This window comes from Actomonas spartinae, assembly GCF_051209155.1.
Taxonomy (GTDB): Bacteria; Verrucomicrobiota; Verrucomicrobiia; order Opitutales; family Opitutaceae; genus Actomonas.
Window position 1 is genome coordinate 188,054 of the sequence record NZ_JBPJGB010000001.1, and the last position, 20,896, is coordinate 208,949.

Annotated in this window: 20 protein-coding genes; 8 read left to right on the top strand and 12 right to left on the bottom strand. The window is 65.7% G+C overall.

Annotated features, from left to right (window positions below; genetic code table 11):
- Positions 1-86 precede the first annotated feature (86 nt).
- From AC0MRV_RS00800 to AC0MRV_RS00815, 4 genes are all read right to left on the bottom strand, one after another.
- A complete protein-coding gene (locus AC0MRV_RS00800) occupies positions 87-2,825 on the bottom strand; it encodes an ADOP family duplicated permease (protein WP_472762509.1) in 2,739 nt (912 codons plus the stop codon).
- A 13-nt stretch (positions 2,826-2,838) separates the two neighbouring features.
- Entirely contained in the window at positions 2,839-3,171 is a 333-nt protein-coding gene (locus tag AC0MRV_RS00805) for a PadR family transcriptional regulator (protein WP_472762510.1), read from the bottom strand.
- A gap of 160 nt (positions 3,172-3,331) precedes the next feature.
- Complete coding sequence (locus tag AC0MRV_RS00810) at positions 3,332-4,753, bottom strand: glucuronyl esterase domain-containing protein (protein ID WP_472762511.1); 1,422 nt, start codon at positions 4,751-4,753, stop codon at positions 3,332-3,334.
- 24 nt (positions 4,754-4,777) lie between these two features.
- Positions 4,778-5,527, bottom strand: a complete 750-nt coding sequence (locus AC0MRV_RS00815) for an SDR family oxidoreductase (RefSeq protein ID WP_472762512.1) — start codon at positions 5,525-5,527, stop codon at positions 4,778-4,780.
- Between the two features lie 121 nt (positions 5,528-5,648).
- On the opposite strand from AC0MRV_RS00815, the gene AC0MRV_RS00820 reads away from it, so the two are divergent.
- On the top strand, positions 5,649-6,887 hold the full coding sequence (locus AC0MRV_RS00820) for an amidohydrolase family protein (RefSeq protein WP_472762513.1): 1,239 nt from the start codon (positions 5,649-5,651) through the stop codon (positions 6,885-6,887).
- Here AC0MRV_RS00820 and AC0MRV_RS00825 read toward each other — a convergent pair.
- Positions 6,884-8,428 carry a carboxylesterase/lipase family protein gene (locus tag AC0MRV_RS00825; protein WP_472762514.1) on the bottom strand — a complete coding sequence of 515 codons (1,545 nt, stop codon included), beginning with the start codon at positions 8,426-8,428 and terminating at the stop codon, positions 6,884-6,886. The genes AC0MRV_RS00820 and AC0MRV_RS00825 overlap by 4 nt on opposite strands.
- Before the next feature lie 131 nt (positions 8,429-8,559).
- Between AC0MRV_RS00825 and AC0MRV_RS00830 the strand changes: the two genes are divergently transcribed.
- Together AC0MRV_RS00830 and AC0MRV_RS00835 are read left to right on the top strand one after the other, a co-directional pair.
- A complete protein-coding gene (locus AC0MRV_RS00830; protein WP_472762515.1) occupies positions 8,560-9,474 on the top strand; it encodes an alpha/beta hydrolase in 915 nt (304 codons plus the stop codon).
- A 161-nt stretch (positions 9,475-9,635) separates the two neighbouring features.
- The gene (locus tag AC0MRV_RS00835) at positions 9,636-10,586 is read left to right on the top strand and encodes an SMP-30/gluconolactonase/LRE family protein (protein WP_472762516.1); all 951 of its coding nucleotides are present in this window, start codon (positions 9,636-9,638) and stop codon (positions 10,584-10,586) included.
- Between the two features lie 7 nt (positions 10,587-10,593).
- Here AC0MRV_RS00835 and AC0MRV_RS00840 read toward each other — a convergent pair whose 3' ends face one another.
- Complete coding sequence (locus tag AC0MRV_RS00840; protein ID WP_472762517.1) at positions 10,594-10,965, bottom strand: VOC family protein; 372 nt, start codon at positions 10,963-10,965, stop codon at positions 10,594-10,596.
- Positions 10,966-11,165: 200 nt separating this feature from the next.
- Here AC0MRV_RS00840 and AC0MRV_RS00845 point away from each other — a divergent pair, with 200 nt between their 5' ends.
- Positions 11,166-11,780, top strand: coding sequence for an IS91 family transposase (locus AC0MRV_RS00845; RefSeq protein WP_472762518.1), 615 nt, complete (start codon positions 11,166-11,168; stop codon positions 11,778-11,780).
- Between the two features lie 320 nt (positions 11,781-12,100).
- On the opposite strand, the gene AC0MRV_RS00850 is transcribed toward AC0MRV_RS00845, so the two are convergent.
- The 3 genes from AC0MRV_RS00850 to AC0MRV_RS00860 all read right to left on the bottom strand — a co-directional run bounded on the left by AC0MRV_RS00850 (position 12,101) and on the right by AC0MRV_RS00860 (position 14,913).
- Positions 12,101-12,529, bottom strand: coding sequence for a tetratricopeptide repeat protein (locus tag AC0MRV_RS00850; RefSeq protein ID WP_472762519.1), 429 nt, complete (start codon positions 12,527-12,529; stop codon positions 12,101-12,103).
- A gap of 70 nt (positions 12,530-12,599) precedes the next feature.
- Positions 12,600-12,890, bottom strand: a complete 291-nt coding sequence (locus tag AC0MRV_RS00855; protein ID WP_472762520.1) for a hypothetical protein — start codon at positions 12,888-12,890, stop codon at positions 12,600-12,602.
- A gap of 511 nt (positions 12,891-13,401) precedes the next feature.
- Entirely contained in the window at positions 13,402-14,913 is a 1,512-nt protein-coding gene (locus AC0MRV_RS00860; RefSeq protein WP_472762521.1) for a sialate O-acetylesterase, read from the bottom strand.
- Here AC0MRV_RS00860 and AC0MRV_RS00865 point away from each other — a divergent pair.
- The gene (locus AC0MRV_RS00865; RefSeq protein ID WP_472762522.1) at positions 14,912-15,328 is read left to right on the top strand and encodes a hypothetical protein; all 417 of its coding nucleotides are present in this window, start codon (positions 14,912-14,914) and stop codon (positions 15,326-15,328) included. The two genes, AC0MRV_RS00860 and AC0MRV_RS00865, sit on opposite strands and share 2 nt — an antisense overlap.
- Before the next feature lie 24 nt (positions 15,329-15,352).
- Here AC0MRV_RS00865 and AC0MRV_RS00870 read toward each other — a convergent pair whose 3' ends face one another.
- On the bottom strand, positions 15,353-16,699 hold the full coding sequence (locus tag AC0MRV_RS00870) for a hypothetical protein (protein ID WP_472762523.1): 1,347 nt from the start codon (positions 16,697-16,699) through the stop codon (positions 15,353-15,355).
- Positions 16,700-17,023: 324 nt separating this feature from the next.
- Here AC0MRV_RS00870 and AC0MRV_RS00875 point away from each other — a divergent pair, with 324 nt between their 5' ends.
- The 3 genes from AC0MRV_RS00875 (at position 17,024) to AC0MRV_RS00885 (ending at position 20,158) form a co-directional block, all read left to right on the top strand.
- Positions 17,024-18,115: a methyltransferase domain-containing protein gene (locus AC0MRV_RS00875; RefSeq protein WP_472762524.1), complete on the top strand. Its 1,092-nt coding sequence runs from the start codon at positions 17,024-17,026 to the stop codon at positions 18,113-18,115.
- A complete protein-coding gene (locus AC0MRV_RS00880) occupies positions 18,112-18,786 on the top strand; it encodes a spermidine synthase (protein ID WP_472762525.1) in 675 nt (224 codons plus the stop codon). The genes AC0MRV_RS00875 and AC0MRV_RS00880 overlap by 4 nt, the downstream gene beginning before the upstream one ends.
- 523 nt (positions 18,787-19,309) lie before the next feature.
- Positions 19,310-20,158, top strand: coding sequence for a CvfB family protein (locus AC0MRV_RS00885; protein ID WP_472762526.1), 849 nt, complete (start codon positions 19,310-19,312; stop codon positions 20,156-20,158).
- Here AC0MRV_RS00885 and AC0MRV_RS00890 read toward each other — a convergent pair whose 3' ends face one another.
- Positions 20,159-20,317, bottom strand: a complete 159-nt coding sequence (locus AC0MRV_RS00890) for a hypothetical protein (protein ID WP_472762527.1) — start codon at positions 20,315-20,317, stop codon at positions 20,159-20,161.
- Positions 20,318-20,361: 44 nt separating this feature from the next.
- Positions 20,362-20,895: a cyclic nucleotide-binding domain-containing protein gene (locus tag AC0MRV_RS00895; protein WP_472762529.1), complete on the bottom strand. Its 534-nt coding sequence runs from the start codon at positions 20,893-20,895 to the stop codon at positions 20,362-20,364.
- Between the last annotated feature and the right edge of the window lies 1 nt (position 20,896).

Genomic DNA, 20,896 nt, shown 5'->3' on the forward strand with positions numbered 1-20,896 from the left:
GGGCGTCGGCCCTGTGGCCGCGAGCGTGAGCGAGTGGAGTCGAACCGCGACCACTCGCTCACGCTCGCGGCCACTTTGCTTTTGGCTCATTCGCTGCGCAGCGTCGTCGCCGGGTCGACGCGCGTGGCGCGGCGGGCGGGGAGGTAGCACGCCGTCATGACGGCGGCGGCAAGGATGAGGCCGCTGCCGATCAGCGCGAGCGGGTCGCTGGGTTTCGCCTGGTAGATCATGCTCGCCAGCAGTTGGCCGGCGACGACGGCCACCACGCCGCCGAGCAGGAGGCCGACCGCGGTCTGCATCGCGCCTTGGCGCAGGATCAGGCTCATCACTTCGCCGGGCCGCGCGCCGAGGGCCATGCGAATCCCGATCTCGCGGGTGCGGCGCGCCACGGCGTGAGACTTCACGCCGTAGACCCCGACGACCGCGAGCAGCAGGGCGACCGCGCCGAAGAAACCAAAGATCATCGCGGCGAGCTCGATGAGCAGGCCGTTGACGTTGTCGTCGACGAAGCTGGCCAACGATCGGATCGTGAGCACCGGCGTGCCGGGGTCGAAGTCGCGCAAGGTCGCGCGGATGGTGTCGATCCGTTCCAGGGTCGTGGCGGTGCCGAGATGCAGGTAGATGTTGCTCGCCGGCGCTTGGCCGAGCGGTCGATAGATGCGCGGCGGCTCGGCGTCCGAGAACACGTCGTCCCGCGGACTGCGCACCACGCCGACGATCTCGAGCGCCTGCGCCGGATCCCCGCTGGCGGCAGCGTCCTCGCCGAGATAGACGCGTTGGCCGAGGGCGCTGGTTTGGCCAAAGAGCGTGCGGGCGAGGCCCTCGTCGATGATGGCGACGCCGGGACCGTCGGCCTGCATGGCTTCGGCGCGGGTGAAAGCGCGACCGTGCAGCACGGGGATGCCGAGGAGGGAAAAGTAGTTCTCGCTCACAGCCGTGTAGCCGGCCGGGGCGCGACCATCGGTTTGCCGATCGAGCGTGATCGGCGCGGCGTCCCGCACCGGAAACACCGGTGGGTAGCCGAGCTCAAAGTTGTAGGGCACGACCGAGGCGAGTGCGACTTGGCCCTCACCGACCAACGGGGCGAGGTGATCGAGCATCGCGCGTTGCCGCGAACCGACGGCGGCTTCCGGGACATTGGCCATGCCGTAGTCGAGGTTGGCCACGAGTTGGTTCTCCTTCTTAAAACCGAGTTCCATTTTACGCGCCTCGAGCGAGCTGCGGACAAACAGCGATGCACTGAACAGCAAGGTCAGGGAAAGGCCGATCTGCAGGACCACGAGGTTGTTGCCGAGCGAGAAGAAGCGCATCCAACCGGCGCCGCGACCGGTGCGGACGCCGCCTTGCTTGAGGTCGTGGGTCAGGTCCGGGCGGGTGAGGCGCAGGGCCGGGCCCAGACTTGAGGCAAGGGTGGCGACGAGACAGAAACCGAACGTCGCCGCGACCAGCAGGGGATCGAAAAACGGGGTGATGCTCTGGGTCAGGCTGCTGGTGGCAAAGGCCTTTGTCGCGATTTCCTGGATACCGCTGTCGGCCCAGACGCTGAGAAAGAGGCCGAAGGCGCCGCCGAGCAACGCGAGCATCAGGCCCTCGGTGGTGAGCTGGCGCACGATCCGACCGCGCGACGCGCCGAGCGAGAGCCGGATGGCGATCTCCTTGCGCCGGGCGGCCCCGCGGGCGAGCACCATGTTGGCGAGATTGAGGCAGGCGATCACGAGCACGGCGGTGGAGAGGCTCAGCGACAGCACCGCGAACAGGTTGAGGAAACTGTCGTTGGGCGGGCGCGAGCTGCCGAGGTCGGTGCGGGGCGGCGGCGATGCCACCAGTTGCCGCGGCCCGTCGTCAATCGCCAGGGCATTGAGCCGCGCGTCGAGGATCGGCAGTCGCGCGGCGGCGTTGGCGAGGGAGATCTCCGGCGCGAAACGGGCGATCACCCCGAGCGGGTGGTGCGTGCGCACGCGCAGGCTCTCGCCGGTGTAGCGATGGTGTTCGCCGAGCGGGAGCCAGACCTCGGGTCCGACGGAGACGTGCAGCCCGACAAAACCCGGCGGCGTGATGCCGATGACGGTGTAGTCGTGTTGATTCACCCGGATCGTGCTGCCGACAAAGTTGGCCGGATAACCAAGTCGCGCCCAAAACGCGTGGTTGGCCACGGCGACCGGGATGGCGGCGTCGGGCGCGGCTTCGGCGGCGTTGAAAAACCGCCCCTGCAAGGGCTGCGTGCCGACGAGATCGAAGAAGTTCTCTGAAGCGAAACCGACGAAGCGGCGCTGTTGGTGATCCGGCACGCCGACGGCGGCGGTGGAGTAGATCGTGGCGGCGACATCGGCGAACGCATCGGTCGACGCGCGCAGCGCCTCGAACTCGGCGTAGGTGAAATGGCGGAAGTCGCGGTCGGCGCCGGCGCGACTGTTGTAGAGCGAAACCAGGTTGAGCGATTGGTCGCGCAGCAGCGGGCGCAGGACCGTGTCGCGCACAAAGGAGAACATCACGGCGTTGACGCCAATGCCCAGGCCGAGCGTGAGCACGGCGATGGCGGTGAAGCCGGGGGTGCGGCGCAGGGACTTGAGGGCGTAGAGTGAGTCTCGCCAGAAGTCGGGTAGGATGCGCCAACCCCACGCGTCGCGGCTGGCCTCCTTGGTCTGTTCGAGTCCGCCAAGAGCGACGCGGGCGGCACGCTCGGCTTCGCGGCGCGGCATGCCTTGGGACACGTTGTGCTCGATCTCCATCTCGAGGTGGATGCGCAACTCTTCGTCGAGTTCGGACTCGGCGCGGCGGCCGAAGAGTGAGCGGAGGGCGATGCCGATGCTTTTGAACCAACTCATGGCGGGCGCGCGCTCAGGCGGTTTCGAGGATGAGGTTCACAACCGAGGAGAAGCGGTGCCAGTTGGCGGCCTCGGCTTCCATCTGTTTCCGGCCCTTGGCGGTGAGCGCGTAATATTTCGCGCGGCGCCCGGCCTCCGAGGTGCCCCACTCGGATTTGATCAGCCCCTGTTTTTCGAGGCGGATGAGCGCCGGATACAGCGACCCCTGATTCACGCTCAGCACATTGTCGGCGATCTGATTGATGCGTTGCTGGATGCCCCAGCCGTGGCGGCTCTCGTCGCGCAGGGCGCGGAGGGCGAGCAGGCCGAGGGTGCCTTGCAGGAGGTCGTTGGGCGAAGGAGTCATGGCGCGTCGTTCTCTAGTTAAACTAGAACAAGTCGCCGCTCTTCTAGATGGTCAAGAGGAAAGGCGACTCACGTTCTGGGAGCGACCAGCGTCGGAGAATATTCGCGTGCGGGTTGGATGGAACGACGCGGTCCGGAGGTCCGCGTCCACCTGAGGATGTTCACTGCCGGCCCGGTGGCACGTGGTGCAGGAGGCGGTTCGCCCACGGGATGAAGTGCGTCATGTTGCTTTGGTCCTCGTGGCCGCCGTCGTGTTGGCGCCACGCGAGTTCACCGCTGAGCAGGCCCACGTTCACCGGCGGCGGGAAGGCGTCGAGGGGATCGGTGGTGTCGCCGAGGTCGCGGGCGCCGAGCAGGCGCCACACCGCGCCCGCCGCAACCGTGGCCTGATAGCTGCCGCGTTGGTCGAGCCAGAGGGCGTCGCCCTGTTCGGGGATGCCGTAGCTGATGAAGGTCGGGCGCGGCGCGCAGAGCGCGATGAGCGAATGCGCGTCGATGGGCAGGTCATGGGCGGTCAGACTGCCGAAGCTCGCCGCGGCGGCGCCGTATTTGAGGAAGTTGCCCGCCATCCAGTGGTATTCGCCGCTGCCGGTGATGTTCTCCAAGGTCTCGCCGAAGTTGCGGCGGTAGAGGCTGGCGCCGCCTTCGCCAGAGGAGCCCACGAGCACGACCGCAAAGCGCGGTTCGAAGGCCATGGTGACAAGGGCGGCCTTGCCGTAGCGCGAGACACCTTCGATGCCGACGCGGGCAGCGTCGACCGGGGCGTAGGTCTCGAGGTAGTCGAGTCCGCGGGCGGCTCCCCAGGCCCAGGCGCGCAGGGCGCCCCATTGTTCCGGGGTGCGGGGTTGGCCGTGGTTGGTGAGGCCGATGATGCCCTTGGTGAGACCGGCGCCATTGTCGGCTTGGATGCTGGCGGGGTTGATCGTGGCGTAACCCCATCCCGAGGCGATGAGCTGTTGATAGGATGGGGCGTGGTTGTTGCGCCAACCCGCCTTGGGTTCGGCGGCGGGATCGGCGGGGCCGGGCAGGCCGGGATCGCGCCAGGTGAACATCATGAGCAGCGGCACGGATCCAGGTGCGTCGGCGGGAGTCACGACCGTCATCTCGATGTTCACCTCAAGGGCCGGGTAAGCGGAATTATCGACGCGGCCGATGAGCTTTTGGGCGACCACCGGAATGCCGCCCACCTGGGCGTCGTCGGCGGCGGACTCGACGACTTCCCAGGTTACGCCGGGGACCTTGGCCGGGACGCGCCCAACGATCTCGCGTTCAAAGACGTCGGCGATCTGGGGGCGGCGTTCGATCCACCATTGGGCGGCGGTGGTGACGGGCGTGCCGCCAGCGAGTGTCAGCAGGGGCGGCAAAGTGAAGGGGTTGACCTTGGCTTCGTCGGTGTTGGCGGCGTTGGGGTCGCCAGGCTCCGGGCGACCGTTCGGACCCCGTCGCAGTTCGGTGATGCCGAGCTGCGCCATCATGTGGGCGTGGTCGTCCGGTGTGGTCCAGGCGGAGGTGTCGATGGGCTCGGCGGCGTGAAGGGAAAGAGGGAGGCAAAGACAGGCGGCGAGGGCGCGGATCGATTTCATAAGGGGTAGGGTGCGGGGGACGCTTCAGCCGCGGCCGATGTAGGGCATGCCGTTGGCGATGATGGTGAGGAAGGGGACGTTGACCGTGGGCGGCAAACTGGCGACGTGCGCGATGGTGTCGGCCACGTGCTGCACGTCAAAGCGCGGTTCGGTGCGGGTGGAGCCGTCGGCTTGGGGCATGCCGGTGTCCATGCCGGCGGACATGTCGGTCGCGGCGTTGCCGATGTCGATCTGCCCGCAGGCGATGTCGAAGGCGCGGCCGTCGAGGGCGATGGAGCGGGTGAGGCCGGTGACGGCGCTCTTGGTCGCGTTGTAGGCGGCGGCGTGGGGGCGCGGCACCTGGGCGGAGATGGAGCCGTTGTTGATGATGCGCCCGCCGCGGGGGGACTGCTGCTTCATGAGGCGAACGGCTTGCTGGGCGCAGAGAAACACGCCGGTGAGGTTGGTGTTCACCACGCGTTGCCACTGCTCGGGGGAGAGGTCCTCAAACGGCACGGCCGGGGCGCTGACGCCGGCGTTGTTGAATAACAGATCGAGGCGGCCATGCGTTTGCGCGACATGGGCGAACAGCGCGGCGACCGATTCGGGATCGGTGACATCGGTCGGCACGCAGGTGGCGGCGGGACCTCCCGCCGCGGCGATGGCGACGGCGGTTTCTTCCAGCGGAGCGGCTCGGCGGCCGGCCAGCACGAGGGTCCAACCGTGGCGGGCCAAGGTGAGCGCGGTGGCGCGGCCAATGCCGGAACCGGCGCCGGTAACAAGGGCGATCTTCATGGGGTAGTCGGGGAGCCAAAGGTGCAGGTCGGTCGGTGCCGAGGTCGCGGATGCTGAACGTCCCGGCGGCGTCCCGGGCTTGTGGATTGAGCCGGGCGCGCGAGCCCGCCACGGTGCGGAGATGAAGCCCCTGTCGCGTCGTCGTTTTGTGGAGTGTTGTGCGGTCGGAGCGGGATGGGCGGCGAGTCGATCCTGGCTAGCCGGCCAAGACGCGACGATGGAGCTGCCGACGCCGGACGTGGTGATCACCGGCGGGCGGGTGATCGATCCGGCCAACGGGCTCGATGGTATTCACGACGTGTTGATTCGCGGTGACGTCATTCAACACGTGGGAGCGGTCGACGTGGCCGGCTTGCGTGATCCGCTGGTCCTCGAAGCCCGCGGTCGCCTGGTGGTGCCGGGCTTGGTGGACCTGCATGCGCATGTGGGCACGGCGGAAAGTTCGCTGGGATTGCCGGTCGATGAGCTGGTGGGCGAGACCGGCGTCACGACCTGCGTGAGTGCCGGCGATGTGGGCGCGCCGGATTGGTCGCGGTTTCAGGACGACGTGCTTCGCCGGACGCACACGCGCGTTTTTTCGTTTATCCATATCTCCAACCTCGGGCTGCAGTCCTTTCCCGCGCCGGAGATGCTCGACCTGCGGGACATTGCGATCGACCGGGTGGCCGAGACCGTGGCGGCGAATCCGGAGAACGTGCTCGGCATCAAGGTGCGCGAGAGCAGTCAGGTGGTCGGCGAGAACGGCCTCGAGCCGCTGCGGCGGGCGATCACAGCGGCGGAGCGAGCCGGTGGCGGCGCGCGGGTCATGTGCCACATCGGCGATGTGCCGGGTGACCTGGCCGATCTGTTCGCTCTGCTGCGGCCCGGCGACATCGTGACGCATTGTTTCAGCGGACTCGGCAACAACATCGTGCAACAGGGCAAGCTGCTGCCGGCGGTGCGTGAGGCGCAGGCGCGGGGCGTGATTTTTGACGTCGGCCACGGCGGCGGCAGCTTCGACTACGCGGTGGCCGAGGCCGCGCTCGAGCAGGGGCTGCGCCCGCACACCATCAGCAGCGACCTGCACCGCGCCAGCATCGGCACGCCGGGCAACCCGCGGTTGCCGTGGGTGATGAGCAAGATTCTCGGGCTGGGTTTCTCTCTCGGGGAGGTGGTCGCGATGGCGACGGCGCGCCCGGCAGGCGTGATCGGCCGTATCGAAAAATTGGGCACACTCGGCGCCGGCGCGCCGGCCGACGTGACCCTGCTCGAGCTGGTGGAGACACCGACGGAGTTTGTGGACACCACCGGCAAGCGCCGCACGGGCGAGCGGCACCTGCGCGCGGCGGGCGTGATTCGCGGCGGGCAGATCGTGGCCTAGTCGACGGCGGTGGACATCTCCTGCCAGAACTGGAGCTTGGCGGGCGGCAGGACCGGGGCTGAACCGATGATCGTATCGAAGCGCATGATGCGGTCGTCGCGGGCCGGCCAATGCGGGAGTCGCGGGCCGTTGGGGTCGCCGTTCGTGATGAAGTTCACCCAGTAGTCGGACACGACGTCGGCCAATTGGCGGTCAAAGGGCGTCCATGGCCGGTCCATCACGTCGAGGTTGTTGAAGGTGTAGGGCATGTCTGCCGAGTGGAAGGCGCCGTAGTTTGGGTGCTCGGGCCAGGGAATGCCGCGCACGAAGAGGTAGCCGAAGTCGGGGGCCTCACCACGCGCCTGCCGCCAGGCCCACAGCGAGTAGAGAGCGGCATCGCGCTGGGCCTGCTTGGACGACTCACCGGCTTCGGCGTCATCTTTGGCCGGATACAGCGCAAGAAAGGCTTCGGCGTGTTCGCCGTAACGTTCACGGGCCATGGCGGTGAATTCGTCCACCGTGCTGGTGCCGTAGCCGGCGCGCGAGCTGCCCTCGTCGGCTGTCCAGCCGGAGAGGGCGGGCACATCGATGGCAGATCCGTCGGCGAAGGCGGCGGCGACATCCTGCGGCAGGAACCAACCGTCGATGATGGGGCGGAAACGGAAATTGTGCGCGGCGTAGCGGTCGTAGAGCTCCTGGGCGGGCAGGGCACGGAGTTCGGCGAGCGTGGGCGCCCCGATGGCGGCGGCGAACTCGGTGCCCTGCTTCTCCCCGGCGGCGAGGTCAGGCAGGGACGCGCCCGTGCGCCACGGTCCGCTCTGCGCGATGATGCGGTCGAAGCTGCCGCGGGCGGAGGGCGCGGCGGTGAGGGCATGCACGGCGGCGGCGCCGGCGGATTGGCCACCGACGGTGATGTTGGCCGGGTCACCGCCAAAGGCGGCGATGTTGCGGCGCACCCACTGGAGGGCGGCGACGCAGTCCATGAGCGCGTAGTTGCCGGAGGCGCCGTGCGGCGACTCGGCGCTCAACTCGGGGTGGGCGAGGAAACCGAAGACGCCGAGGCGGTAGTTGATGGTGACGACGATGACGCCCTTTTGGGCGAGGCCTTGGCCGTCGTAGAGCGCGACCTCACCGGAACCGCTGAAGAAGGCGCCGCCGTGGATCCACACGAAGACCGGGCGCTTCTCGGTCGAGTCGATCGCGGGGGTCCAGATGTTGAGCGCGAGGCTGTCCTCGGCGACGTCGTTCTGGAGCATAAACTCCCAGGTCCACGGCATGAACTCGCGGCGGAGTTCCTGCATGGCGCTGGGGAAAGGTTTATCGGCCTGCAGCACACCGTCCCAGGGCGCGCGCGGGGCGGGTGGCTTCCAGCGCAACTCGCCCGTCGGCGGGGCGGCATAGGGGATGCCGAGGAAGGCGGTGACGCCCTTGGTGTCGGTGGCGATGCCGGCGACCTGACCGGATTCGACGACGACGGGAGTGCCGGGAGTGACGGGTTCCGCGATCGCGGTGGAGACCGCGAACAACGACGAGACAACGAGGAGCAGGCGCGGGGCTTTCATGGGGTGGGAGGACGCTATATGGCGGGCTGCATCGAGAACAGAACGATCCTGCCTTATCGTTAATCGCACAACGGGCTTCCCCTCGAGCGATGACCGGATTGCATGGAGGCCTTACCCCTCACCCCTTCGTTATGATTGGATTGTTTCTACGCCGTATGTCGGCGTTTACCCTGGCCTCGCTGCCCTGCCTCTTGTGGGCGCAGAACACCGCCTACGAACTCGGTCCCGATTCGCTGCCGCAAGTCGGCGCGCCCGCCGGCCGACTCATCGAGGCCACTTATGTGTGCCCGGAAACCAGTCCGTTTTACCCCGGCACCGAGCGCACCTACTGGGTGTATGTGCCGGCCCAATACGACGGCACCGCGCCCGCCGCGCTCATGGTCTTCAACGATGGCGGCGGCTACGCCCGGCCCGATGGCCACACCCGCGTGCCGACCGTGTTCGACAACCTCATCCACCGCGGCGAGATGCCGGTGACCGTGGCCGTGTTTCTCGATCCCGGCAAAGTCCCGCCAGCCCGGCCCAACGCGGTCGCGCGCCGCAATCGCTCCTACGAATACGACACGATGAGCGACACCTATGCGCGCTTCCTCCTCGAGGAGTTCCTCCCGATGGTCGAGGCGGAGCACGAGGTTCAACTGACGAACAATCCCTTGCTGCGGGGCGTGGCGGGCTTGAGCACCGGCGGCATCGCGGCCTTCACCGCGGCGTGGGAGCGGCCGGACTCGTTTTTGAAAGTCGTGACCTACATCGGCACCTTTGTGGACATCCGCCACGGTGACACCTACCCGGGCATCGTGCGCAAGACCGCCACCAACGGCCATCGCGGCCTGCGGGTCTATATGCAGGACGGCACCAACGACCTCGACAACAACCACGGCAACTGGCCGCTGGCCAACCGCGCCATGGCGGCCGCGCTGGCCTACGCCGGTTACGACCATCACCTCGAGATGGGTGACGGCAGCCACAACGCCCAACACGGCGCGAGCGTCTTCCCCGAAGCCATGCGCTGGCTGTGGCGGGATTGGCAGGAGGTGGGGCAATGAGCGCGAACCTTGTGAGATTCCGCTCCAACGTAGGTTTTGAACCACAGAGGACACAGAGGACACCGAGGAAAAGATCCAGCTGGGGGTGGGCGCGAGATACCCCGCTTTTTCTCTTCCGTGATCTCTGTGCTATCTGTGGTAAATATCTCCTGGTCCTGGCGGTGTTTGGAACCGGGGTGCTGGCGCAGGACCTGCCCTTGCGGCAGATCCTCGACGGCACGGAGCAGTGGGAGCTCATCTCCTCGGGCCACCAGTTCACCGAAGGTCCGGCGGCCGACCGCGACGGCAACGTCTACTTTGTCGACTACCCGACCAGCCAGATCTTCCACATCGATCACGCGACCAAGGCCGTGACGCGCTTTGCCGACAACGCGCACAAGACCGGCGGACTCATGGTCGGCCCCGACGGCCTGCTCTACGCCGCCCAGGCCGAGGCCAAACGCATCGTCGCCTACGACCCGGCGGATGCGTCCTTCACCGTGGTGGCCGAGGGCATGGACGTGAACGATCTCGTCGTCGCCGGTGATGGCTCGATCTGGTTCACCGATCCGCCCGCCGGTCGCATCTGGTATGTGAGCCCGGACCGCGCGGTCATCAAACCGGTGGCGGAAAACCTGCGGCCCAACGGCATCATCCTGGCGCATCGCGAAGGCACCGTCGTCACCACCGATGCCGGGCGCGCGGCCCTGTGGGCCTTCCGGGCCGAACTCGACGGTTCCCTCACCGCGGGCGCGCCGGTGTATGGTCCGCTGGAACTCGCCTTCGGTCACCTGCGGCCCGACTCCGACGGGCTCACCGTCGACACGTGGGACCGGGTCTTTGTGGCGACGCGCGCGGGTATTCAGGTCTTTGATACAGAGGATCGCTTCAGTGGGGTGATCCCCATGCCGGAGCGCGGCAAGCGGCCGGCCAACCTGACCTTCGGCGGCCCCGACTTCTCGTGGCTCTATGTCGCCCAACAGGACAAGGTTTATCGCATCAAGACGCAGACGACGGGCGTGCCGTATGGGCTGCGCGACTACGCCGCGATGGACCGCGAGCGCGCCGAGCGCATCCGCCAGTGGCGCGAGGCCCGCGAACGCGAACGCCGCGCGGCCGCGGCGGCCAATTGACCACGGATCAACGCTGCCCGAACCCGTCGCCGTCGCGCAGGAACTCGATCCGGTTGCCAAAAGGATCGGCGGTGTAAAAACGCCGTCGATCGGGCAGGGCCTTGTCCCAGCTCACCGGATACCCCGCGGCGATCAAGCGGGTTGCGAGGGCATCCAAGTCGCCCCTGCAGAAGGCGGGGTGGGCTTTGCGTTGCGGTCTAAAATCCGCCTCAACCCCCAGATGGACAATGACGGAACCGGAGCGAAACCAACAGCCACCGCGACTCGCCAAAGGCGCGGGTTTGGACTCTTCGCTCATGCCGAGCAGACCGCCAAAAAACCCCCGGGCGGCCTCCTCTGCGCCGACAGGCATCGCCAACTGGATGTGATCAAGTCGCATGGTGCCAGCATTGGGATTGCTGGTGCGGCTTCAAGCGACGTGAACCCAAGACACGGATCGTCCCGCCGAGAAGCCGAGATTGCAGGATTACACCAACGAACCGCCCTCGGTTCTCGCGTTCGATCCCAATCCCCTTGGCCTGACCCTTTTTGCGGCTCCCTGGCACAAACCCCAAGGCCTGACCCCTTTTACGGCCCATCGTGCCCGGCGGCGGCCTGCGGGTCGGCGACCGGACCAAGTGGCGCAAGACCCGCAAACCCGACTGGCTGCTGCCCGCCCAGCCGGTCGCGGCGGCTTTCCGGCGAGGCATGGAGGCGGCGCTGCGCGCCGCCTTGCCCGCCTGGCACGCCACCTTGCCGACCTCGTGCTGGCGTCAGCCCTGGGTCGTCGACATCCAGCCCGTCGGCACCGGCGAGGCCGCGATCAAATACCTCGCCCGCTACGTGCAGAAGAGCGCCATCAGTGACGAGCGGATCGTCGAGTTGGCCGACGGTCACGTGCGCTTCGGTTATGTCGATTCGGCCTCCGGTGAACGCCGCGAGTGCCGGCTTGAGGCCGATGAGTTCATGCGACGCTACCTCCAGCACGTCCTGCCCGCGGGTGTCCACCGCGTGCGGTATTTTGGTTGGGAACACCCCGCCGCGTGGCGCCGGCGCCGACAGGTCGAGTGCCTGCTGGAGGTCGTCATCACCGTGCGCGCACCCGAGCCGGTCGTGCGCTGGCACCTGGTCTGCCCGCACTGCCGGTGCGAAACGCTGCGCTGCGTCGGCCCGCTGCCCCGCGAACGTTCCCCGCCGCTCCTGCGATGCGCCTGATGAAACGCCAGTCCAGCAGCCGAAAGACCCGCGCCGAGCGCGCGGATCCGGCGGAGCCTGCGCGCCCGCGTATCGCTTATCCAGATACGCCCGCAAATGACTCCCCCGGGCGCCCCTGCCGCCGGACGCGAGCGCCGGAAAATGTTGGCAAAAGCCAACCCTCGTCGCCGCACGCAACCATCCGGGCGTTGTCACCCGCTCCCACCCCAAAACACAAAACGCATAAAGCGTAGGCACCCGCGCCCAACGGTGCCTCGGGCTTGTTCAACCAGCGTCAGGATGGTGGCTGCGCACCATCCAAACGCTCAGGGTTAGGCTTTTCATAGTTTGATCTGCTGTTTCAGGAAATCGAAATACTTCGGGTCCTCGGATCGAAACAGATCCTTTCCCGCGCCCATGTAAGCTCGAGTCAGCTCATCTGCTGCTCGATGCATTTCGCCCAACTCAAACTGACACTGTCCAAGTCGGAGGTGGATGAACGGATTTCCCAATCCACCAGGACAGGTAACCGCATCGGCAAATGCGGTTCTGGCTTTCTCGAACCTCAGGATGCCAAAATATAGATCGCCGATAGCTGCTAATATCCAAGTCGCGGCTTCCCAGTCTTCAACGGGGTCGGGTAAGATAGAAAGTGCTTCCCTGTAGTTTTGGAAGGCCTCGCGCGGTTCTCCCTTTGCCGCTAGTGCATCTCCGGCTGCGCAAAGAGATTTAATGCGGGTATCAATGTCGGCAGGAAGTGTTTCCCTCATGGATCAGCCTAACGCCTGAGGTCAGAAAAGAGGGACAGCGCAGCTGGCCCGAATTGTCTGCACCGATTTGTTAGGCTCTCTGTTCAGTTTCATCGCGCTGGATACGGCGAAGGCCGAGACTGGTGATAATGAGTGCGGAGCCTCCTGCGGCGAGCGCCAACCCACCAATCGCCCAAAAGAGGAAGGGGCTCTCCTGTTTGGTGATGGCACCTTTAGATTCCGCGCCGAACGACCGAACTCGATACGGCAATCTTCCTTCGACTACCCACGAGCCGGTAATCGTCAGAACCAGGAGTGCGCACACAACGCCGATACCCCACATGTAGCGCGTAGTAGAGGTGCTCTTGTAGCGAATGCTCATGTCGAACTGCCTAACGTTGTTTAGGCACTCTTCAGTTTACAGTGATTTTCCCTAAGAAAATGAGCACAGCTAACTTCTGAATATTCAGGGGTAAATTTCTGAGCTTCGTGCAACCTGGCATGTCGGCGAACTGATGAAAATACGGTGGGATCCTTCTTTTCATAAGCTTGGTCACTAAATGCATCAAAATAAGTAGGAAGTGAAAGATCGGGGGCGATTTTCGCGTTCCAGTGGTATGCCTCGGAAAAAAGCACGATTTCGGATTTCGATAAAGGATTTTGAGCGAGGCGAAACGATACGGCTGGAGCTGGTTCCCTGTGAAAGGATGTGGGAGGAGCGTCGGTTCTTTGTGCGGGTCAATGGTCGGCTCTCCACGAAGGTTGAAACGGTCACGCTGACCCAAATCTTTCACCGACTTCGCCGCTGGTTGGTGAAAAGAGCCGAGGCGGATTGAGGCGCAGGGCCAGCAGGACGCGACGCGGTCCGGGCGGCCGCGTCCACCTTGAATGGCCTACTTTTCCGTGGAGAAGGGATACGCGGGCCAGCCGGCGGTGTTGGCGAGGTTGGGGACGGCGGTCTCGTGCCAGCCGAAGCGGACTGCAACGGGGGAGGGGATGTCGGGGCAGGTGAGGATGACGGTGTTGCCGGCAATCGTGGCGTCGGCGGGCAGGAACTGGCCGTCGTCGCCGGCGAGTTCGAAGTGGGCGGGCGCTTGGCCGTTGGTGGTGGTGAGGCCATGGGGGGCGCCGGTGAAGTGCACGATGGCGCCGCGGGCGGTGAAGGTGGCGTGGTCGAAGAGAGGGCCGGTGGCGGGCACCTGGGTGCGGCCGTAGGTGCGGTTGAGAGCGAGGGCGGCGAGGCGTTGGCCGATGGTGCGTTTGCCGCCGGGGTGAAGTTCGCGGGCGTCTTCCACCGTATCGGCAATGGGCACGAGGCCGGTATGGGGCACGGTCTCCGCGGCGAGTTGCTGACCGCGCCAGAAGGCGGGCAGGGCGGTGGGGGCGATGTCGAGTCCGCGACGGAAGGTGCTGTAGTTGAAGGGCGCGATTTGCACGGCGTAGAAGGGTAACTCGGGTGCCGACCAGAGCGCGCGCCAGTGCGCCACGAGGGCGGCGAATTTGGCCGCGTAGTGCGGACCGTCCCGGTAGCGCAGGTGGTTGGATTCGCCCTGATACCAGAGCACGCCACGCAGGACGTAGGGCGCGAGGGGAGCGAGCATGACGTCGTGGTTGCGGCCCACGAAGTCGGCGCGGCGCTCGAAACCGCGCGCGGCGTGGTCGCCGAGAGCCGATTCGAGCGGAGCGTAGGCGGCGTCGGAGATCCACTCCTCCAGACAACTGCCGCCCCAGGCGGAGAGGATGAGGCCGACGGGGACGTTGAGCTCCGCCTGCAGCTTTTGGCCGAAGAAGAAGCCGGCGGCGGAAAATTTTTCCAGGGCGTCGCCGTGGGCCTGGGCCCAGCCGTCGCCGGTGACGCGCAAGGCACCGGCTTCGCGGCTGGTTTGGTCGACCTTGAGCAGGCGGATGGTGGGGTAGTCCATCGTGGGCAAGTCGCGGGCGAGGGCGTCGTCGTGGGCGGTCTCGGCCTGGGCGCCGGCGGCGGGCACGCCGAGGGCCATCTCCATGTTGGACTGGCCGGAGCAGAGCCAGACTTCGCCGACGAGGACGTCGGCGAAGTTTCGAATGTCGATGGGGGAATTGGGAGTGGTGGGGTCGGCCGGGTGCGCTTCGACGGTGAGGGTTTGGGGGGTGGTGTTGGCGTCGAGGGAGGCGAGGGTGAGGCGCCAGGCGCCGGTGGGATTGGCGGTGGCGTGCACGACCTGAGCGTCGAAGCGCACGACGATGAGTTGGCCGGGATCGGCCGTGCCCCAGATTGGCACGGCTCGGTGTCGTTGCAGGACCATGTGGTCGCTGAAAACCGGCGGTAGCGCGAGCTCGGCGCGGCCGATCGACGCAAGCAGGACCGACGCGAAGGTCAGGGCCAATGCGAGGCGTGCGTGCAGTCGGGAGCGGCAAAACGGCATGGCTTTTGACTACGGCGCATTTCGCGAAAGCTCAAATGGGGAAGTTGCCGCGGAATACGCGGAAGCGGGTTGGCCGGAACTGGATTGTTTTCCTACAGAAGGAAACGAAGAGAACGAAGACCGAGGGGCAGGGCTTTTTTTACCACGGATGGACACGGATGGCTTCGTCCCGCAGGCGCGGGACTACACACTGAAACCAAACATGGTGTTGTTATTACAGGAGGTAAGGGGGGGAAACGGAGCCGAGGGGCAGGCGTTGTATTTACCGAAGGTAGCGAAGAGCACGAAGACCATGCAGTCGGTTTCGGTGCGTCAGCTATCCGTGCTCAGCTGGGTAATTGCCTCGGCGTGTAGTCTCTCGGGTGTCGCTTCGCTCGAAAGTGGTCAAAATAAGGGCGGCGGATTGGCTCGATGACCGGTGGCGGATCGCTGGTCGGCGTTACGGGAAGAACGCGGCGAGGTTGAGCTCGGTGGTGCTCACCACGGGTTGGCCGACGTCGAGGGCGGGGAGGAAGAACATGTCCTGCAGGGCGGCGACGATGGGGGCGGGAACGTGTTGGCTTTGGTTGGGCTGGATGGTGTCGTCGCCGAGCCGCACGGAAGCCGCGAAGGAGGCGGGCGCATCTTTGGGGGTGTCGCGGGTGCGCAGGGCTTTGGCGTCCTGGATGCTGGCGACAAAGGCCCGCGCGTCGGCGAGGGAGTCGTGGATGCTGATGAGGCGACCGTCGGCATCGATGTTGACGGCGACGGTGCGGTCGAACGGGGCGGCGGATTTGGCGGCGAGCAGGGCGGGGGGCACGAGCGACCAGACGGGTTGGGCGGCCAGGGACTCGGTGGCGTTTTCGCCGAGGTAGGTGAGGAGGAGGAAATCGCGGGTTTGCTCGGCAGTGAGCGGCGTGTTTTTGGCGGAGAGGTTGCTCACGAGTTCCTGACCGCGGGCGTAGACGTGGACGGTGATGTCCGTGACTTCAAAGCCGGGCTTGAAGCCGGCGCGGCGCAGGTAAACGCGGCGGGGTTTGGGGTCGAGGTCACCGATGGCTTCGTAGAAGGTGCGCAGGCGTTTTTCGCCCTCCTCGGCGATATGGGCGACGATGACCACGTAGGCATCGCGCACGGGCGTGGGGGACGCGATGTAGAAGAGCATGTCGAGGGCGTCGAAGGCCTCGTCGTCGCCGGCGCGCGAGCGGAGGTCGTCGAAGACGGTGGAGTTGGCGGTGCTGGCCAGATTTTCGTAGACCTCCGTGAGGGCGGCCAGGTCGGCGGCGGAGTCGGCCTCAAGTTCCGCGACCGTCGGCATGAACTCGTAGGGCATGCGTTCGCCGCGGGCGGCAGCGTCGGAGTTGGCCTTGGCGTAGGGGTATTGCACGGCCCGTTTGCCCTCGCCGTCCATGCGTTGTTGCTCGGCGACGGCCTGTTTGATCTGCGCCTGGGCGGCGACCTCGTTTTGGATGATCATGCCCTGCATGACGGGGTCGGTGTCGGGCGTATAGGTGCGGATGGCGCGCAGGCGTTCGATGATGAGCGGGGTGCGGCTGAGCTTGATGGCGTGCTGGGCGCTGAAGGAGCCGGCGTCGACCGGGTAGACGCGGGAATGGGTTTCGTCGCCGAGGACGAAGCGGTTGTCCTCGATGCTGAGGATGGGGAGGGGCGTGTCGCCGGGTTTGACGGTGAGTTCGACGCCGCTGAAGAGGCGGATGGGGGTGGGCTCGGCGGACGCGGTGGAGGCGAGCGTCGAGATCGCCAAGGCGGCGATGGCAGCGAAGGAGTGAAGGGGGTGGGATTTCACGGGGGGAAAGGAGGGACGGAACCGAGCGATCCTTACGGGCCGAGTTCATCACACCAAGGTCACAAAGAACACGAAGCCGTGGTAGCCCGTGGGCGACTTGAAAGGCACGCGCGTCGCAGGGGCTGCTTTCACTGCGGAGTAAAAGGGGGAATCAAGTGGCGGAGCTTGGGGAGGCGAATTGGCGGGATGGGAGATGAGGAACCCCGAGGCGGGCGTATCCACGTCCCTTTTTACGTGGGCCGTGCATGGGTTTGTGGATTGCAGCCGACGACGGGCGGCACCCAGATGGCGGTCCGGCTGCGATGGGTGCTGTCCGGCTCCATCATGTTCTCCACTCTCCAGGGTCTCAGCGTTTCATTTTGGTCCGCCTCGCGGCGAGGCCTGCATCGGCTGGGGCGATGGGTGCAGTCGCGGCCGGCTTTGAGCGGCTGGGTGTATGCGCCGGTGCCGGAGCGCAATCCGGACGCGGACTATCGTGACTACAACGGCTGGCTCTTTGGTCTGATGGATCAACAGGAGCGCATGTTGGGCGACCGGCCGCGGATGGATTTTTATCACACGCTGATCGCCGACGGTGTGCGGGCCGGGGACCGGGTGATCGACCTGGGCACGGGCACGGGGGTGCTGGCGGCGTGGGCGGCGCGCGCGGGGGCCGGGCAGGTCTGGGCGTTGGATCACTCGGCGATCCTGGAGACGGCCAAGACCGTGGCCGCGGCCAATGGGGTGAGTGGCGTCGAGTTTGTCGCGACGCACAGCACGGATTTTAAGTTGGACGCGCCGGTCGATGTGATCGTGCACGAGCAGATGGGCGACTTCCTCTTCGACGAGAGCATGGTGGCCAACGTGTGTGATCTGCGGGACCGGTTGCTGCGCCCGGGCGGCCGGATATTGCCGAGCCGCTTCGGGTGGTTTTGCGAACCGGTGATGCTGCGGGAAGAGCGGCGCGTGCCTTTCCTGTGGGAGATCCATTCGCACGGTTACGACTATGGTTGCATGGAGGCGGAGCGGCCGGACGAAGCGGAATATTATCGCTGGGCGAGTTGCGACCTCGGCGTGGTGGAACGCTTCGTCGGGGCGCCCGAACCGGCCCTGCGGGTGGACCTCGAAACCATCGCGGGCGTGGCCGCGCTGCCGCGTTCGCTGGTGCTGCGGCGGGACGTGACCGAGGCCGGCCGCGTGGACGGCCTGGCGGTGTATTTTGAAGTGGAGGGTCCGGCGGGACGGCGGCTCAGCTCGAGTCCGCGTGACGCGGGGCGGGCGCCGCATTGGGCCTACCGTATTCTGCGCACGGATACGATCCTCGTGGCGGTGGGCGACGTGCTGGTGGTTGAGCTGGAGGTCGGCCGCTGGGAGAACCCGGACTCGTGGGAGTGGTCAGTCTACATCGAGGAGGCGGAGGAGGATACGGCCTCATGAAGCCGCGGGTGACGCGGGCGGAGGCCCGGACGGCGGAGGGGCGACGGCTGGTGCTGAGCGAGCAGGATGGCGCGTGGGCGATCAGCCTGAATGGGCAGGAGTTGATGCACTCGCGGGCGCACGCGTCGGAGCTGTTGTTGGCCGACGTCGGACTCGACCGGGTGACGGCCTCGTCGGGTCGGGTGCTGATCGGCGGGCTGGGTTTGGGTTTCACACTGCGGCGGGTGCTGGAGCGGGTGGCGGACGACGCGATCGTGGAGGTGGCGGAACTCGTGCCGGAGGTGGTGACGTGGAACCGCGAACACCTGCGCGGGCTCAACGGCGGGTGTCTCGACGACCCGCGGGTGCGGGTCCGCGCAGGGGACGTGGCGACGATGATCCGGGCGGCGCAGGCCGGGAGCTACGACGTGATGTTGCTCGATGTGGACAACGGACCGGTGGCAATGGTGGCAGCGGGCAACGCAGGCCTCTACGCGGCAGGCGGCCTGCGCGCGGTGAAGACGGCGCTGCGACCGGGCGGGTGCGCGGTGTTTTGGTCGGCCGGACCGGACGAGACCTTTGCGACGCGTTTACGACAGGCGGGGTTTGTGGTCGAAGCGGTCCCGGCGAAGGTGCATGCGAACGCCAAACGCGCGGCATATATGCTCTATGCCTCGGTGAAGCGTGGGTGATGGTTTGAACCACAGATCACGCGGATACCGCTGATCTAAGAATGGGATTAACCACGGATTACACTGATGGGCACAGATACCGTCAGCACGCGTTGGAATTTTTTACAGGAGGGAAGGGAGGGAAACGGAGCGGAGAGGCAGGGTAGGTTTTTTTAACCACTAATGGACACGAATGGCTTCGTCCCGCAGGCGCGGGACTACGCACTGGAACCCTGAATGGGGTTGGTTTCTACAGAAGGAAACGAAGAGATCGAAGGTGGAGTGGTGCGTCAGCCATCTGCGCCTTAGAATGCTGATAGACGCTAATCTTCGCTCATCTTGATCAGTGAAGATCAGCGCAGATTAGCGTTCCCCTTCGCGCCGTCGCCTCTGTGTAGCTTGTGCTCCTTTGGAGCATCTGCGGTTAAGAAATACAGCATTGGATTGGCTCAGTTCTCCTCTGTTGCCTCCGGGTAAAATCACGTCGGATCGCCGTCATATTGAGCTGCCCATCGGATGGTGGTTCGGTCAGGGTGCTCGGCGCATGGCATTTTTGGGCAAACGGAATCGGGTGACGGTGCTGCGGGAGACGCCGCACGGGCTGTTGGTGGACGGTGAGGCGCTGGGGGAGATCCTGTTGCCGCGAAAGTATGTGACTCCCTCGATGGTGCCGGGGTTGGACATCGATGTGTTCGTGTATCGAGATTCCGAGGACAGAGTCATCGCGACGACCGATGAACCGCACGCGGTGGCGGGCGAGTTTGCCTACCTGCGCGTCATGCAGGTGAACCCGGCCTTTGGTGCGTTTCTCGACTGGGGCCTGGAGAAGGACCTGTTGCTGCCGAAGCGGGAGTGGCCCAAGCACGACGTGGTGGAGGGAGACTGGCTGGTGGTGCACGTGCATGTCGACGAGCGTTCCAATCGCATCGTGGCGAGTGCGCGGTTGGGGCGGTGGCTCAGCCTGGAGCCGGCCGACTATGAACCGGGCACGGCGGTGGATGCCTTGATCGAGGCCGAGACGGACATGGGTTGGCGGGCGATCATCAACCACGAGCACCGCGGGCTGATTTATCGCAACGACGTGGCCGAGCCGCTCGCGGTCGGTCGCACCTTGGAGGTTTATGTGAAGCAGGTGCGGGAGGACGGAAAGATCGACCTCACCGTGCACCGCTCGGGTTATCAGCGCGTGCGCCGACTCACGGCGGATATCATCGATCTGTTGGTGGAGAACGGCGGCTTCCTGCCTTACCACGACGGCAGCAGCCCGGCGGAGATTCAGGCGACCTTTGGTGTGAGCAAGAAGGCCTTCAAACAGGCGATCGGCGCGCTCTACAAAGAGAAGCGTATCGTGATCGAGGACGGCGGCATCCGCCGCGTGCGTGCGGAGGAGTAATCAGAGCCCGGTAGGATCGAAGTCCGCGGTTTGGTGGACGACTTGGTCGTCGAAGATGACGGTCTTGGGGGCGTGGAGGTGGGTGACGCTCTCGAGGATCGGCGCGGTGGTGAGGATCATGCGCGGTTTGTGGTCGGGGGCGATGCGACCCGCGCTCACGCCGGTGGCGGTGCGACAGATGGCTGGGGTGGAGGAAGCGTCAGCTACTCCGCTCTGATATTCTGAAGGAGACGATTGAAACGCTCGCCGGCGATTTGCACGCGTTCGAGGGTGGGTTCGTTCAGCTCTTCCAGAAGCGCGGGGGCATCATCGGGGGCATTTTTTTGATGCGCCATGCGGCGGGCGGTGAGACGCAAACGCAGGGAAAGGAATTGGGCGATGGCTTTGAACAGCCGGGTTTCGAAAGAGGGCTCTTCGATGAACCGTTCGCGGAGGTCCGCAAATTCGATGGCAAATACGCGGCCGTCTTCCAAGGCCTTCACGGCCACCTCGGGCGTCCATGAATCGAGGAACGACATTTCGCCGAGAATTTCACCGGTTTGCAGGTGGGCGATGGAACCGTAGTCGGGCAGGACCACATCGAACGTGCCGCCGGTGACGAAATAGAGCGTATCCATCTCGACACCGACCTCGATGAGGGTTTCGCCGGTCGGCACGATCTTCTCCTGACCCACTTCGGTCATCCAGGAGATGTCGTCGTCGTTAAAGTGACCCAGGATATAGAGAACTTTGCGCATG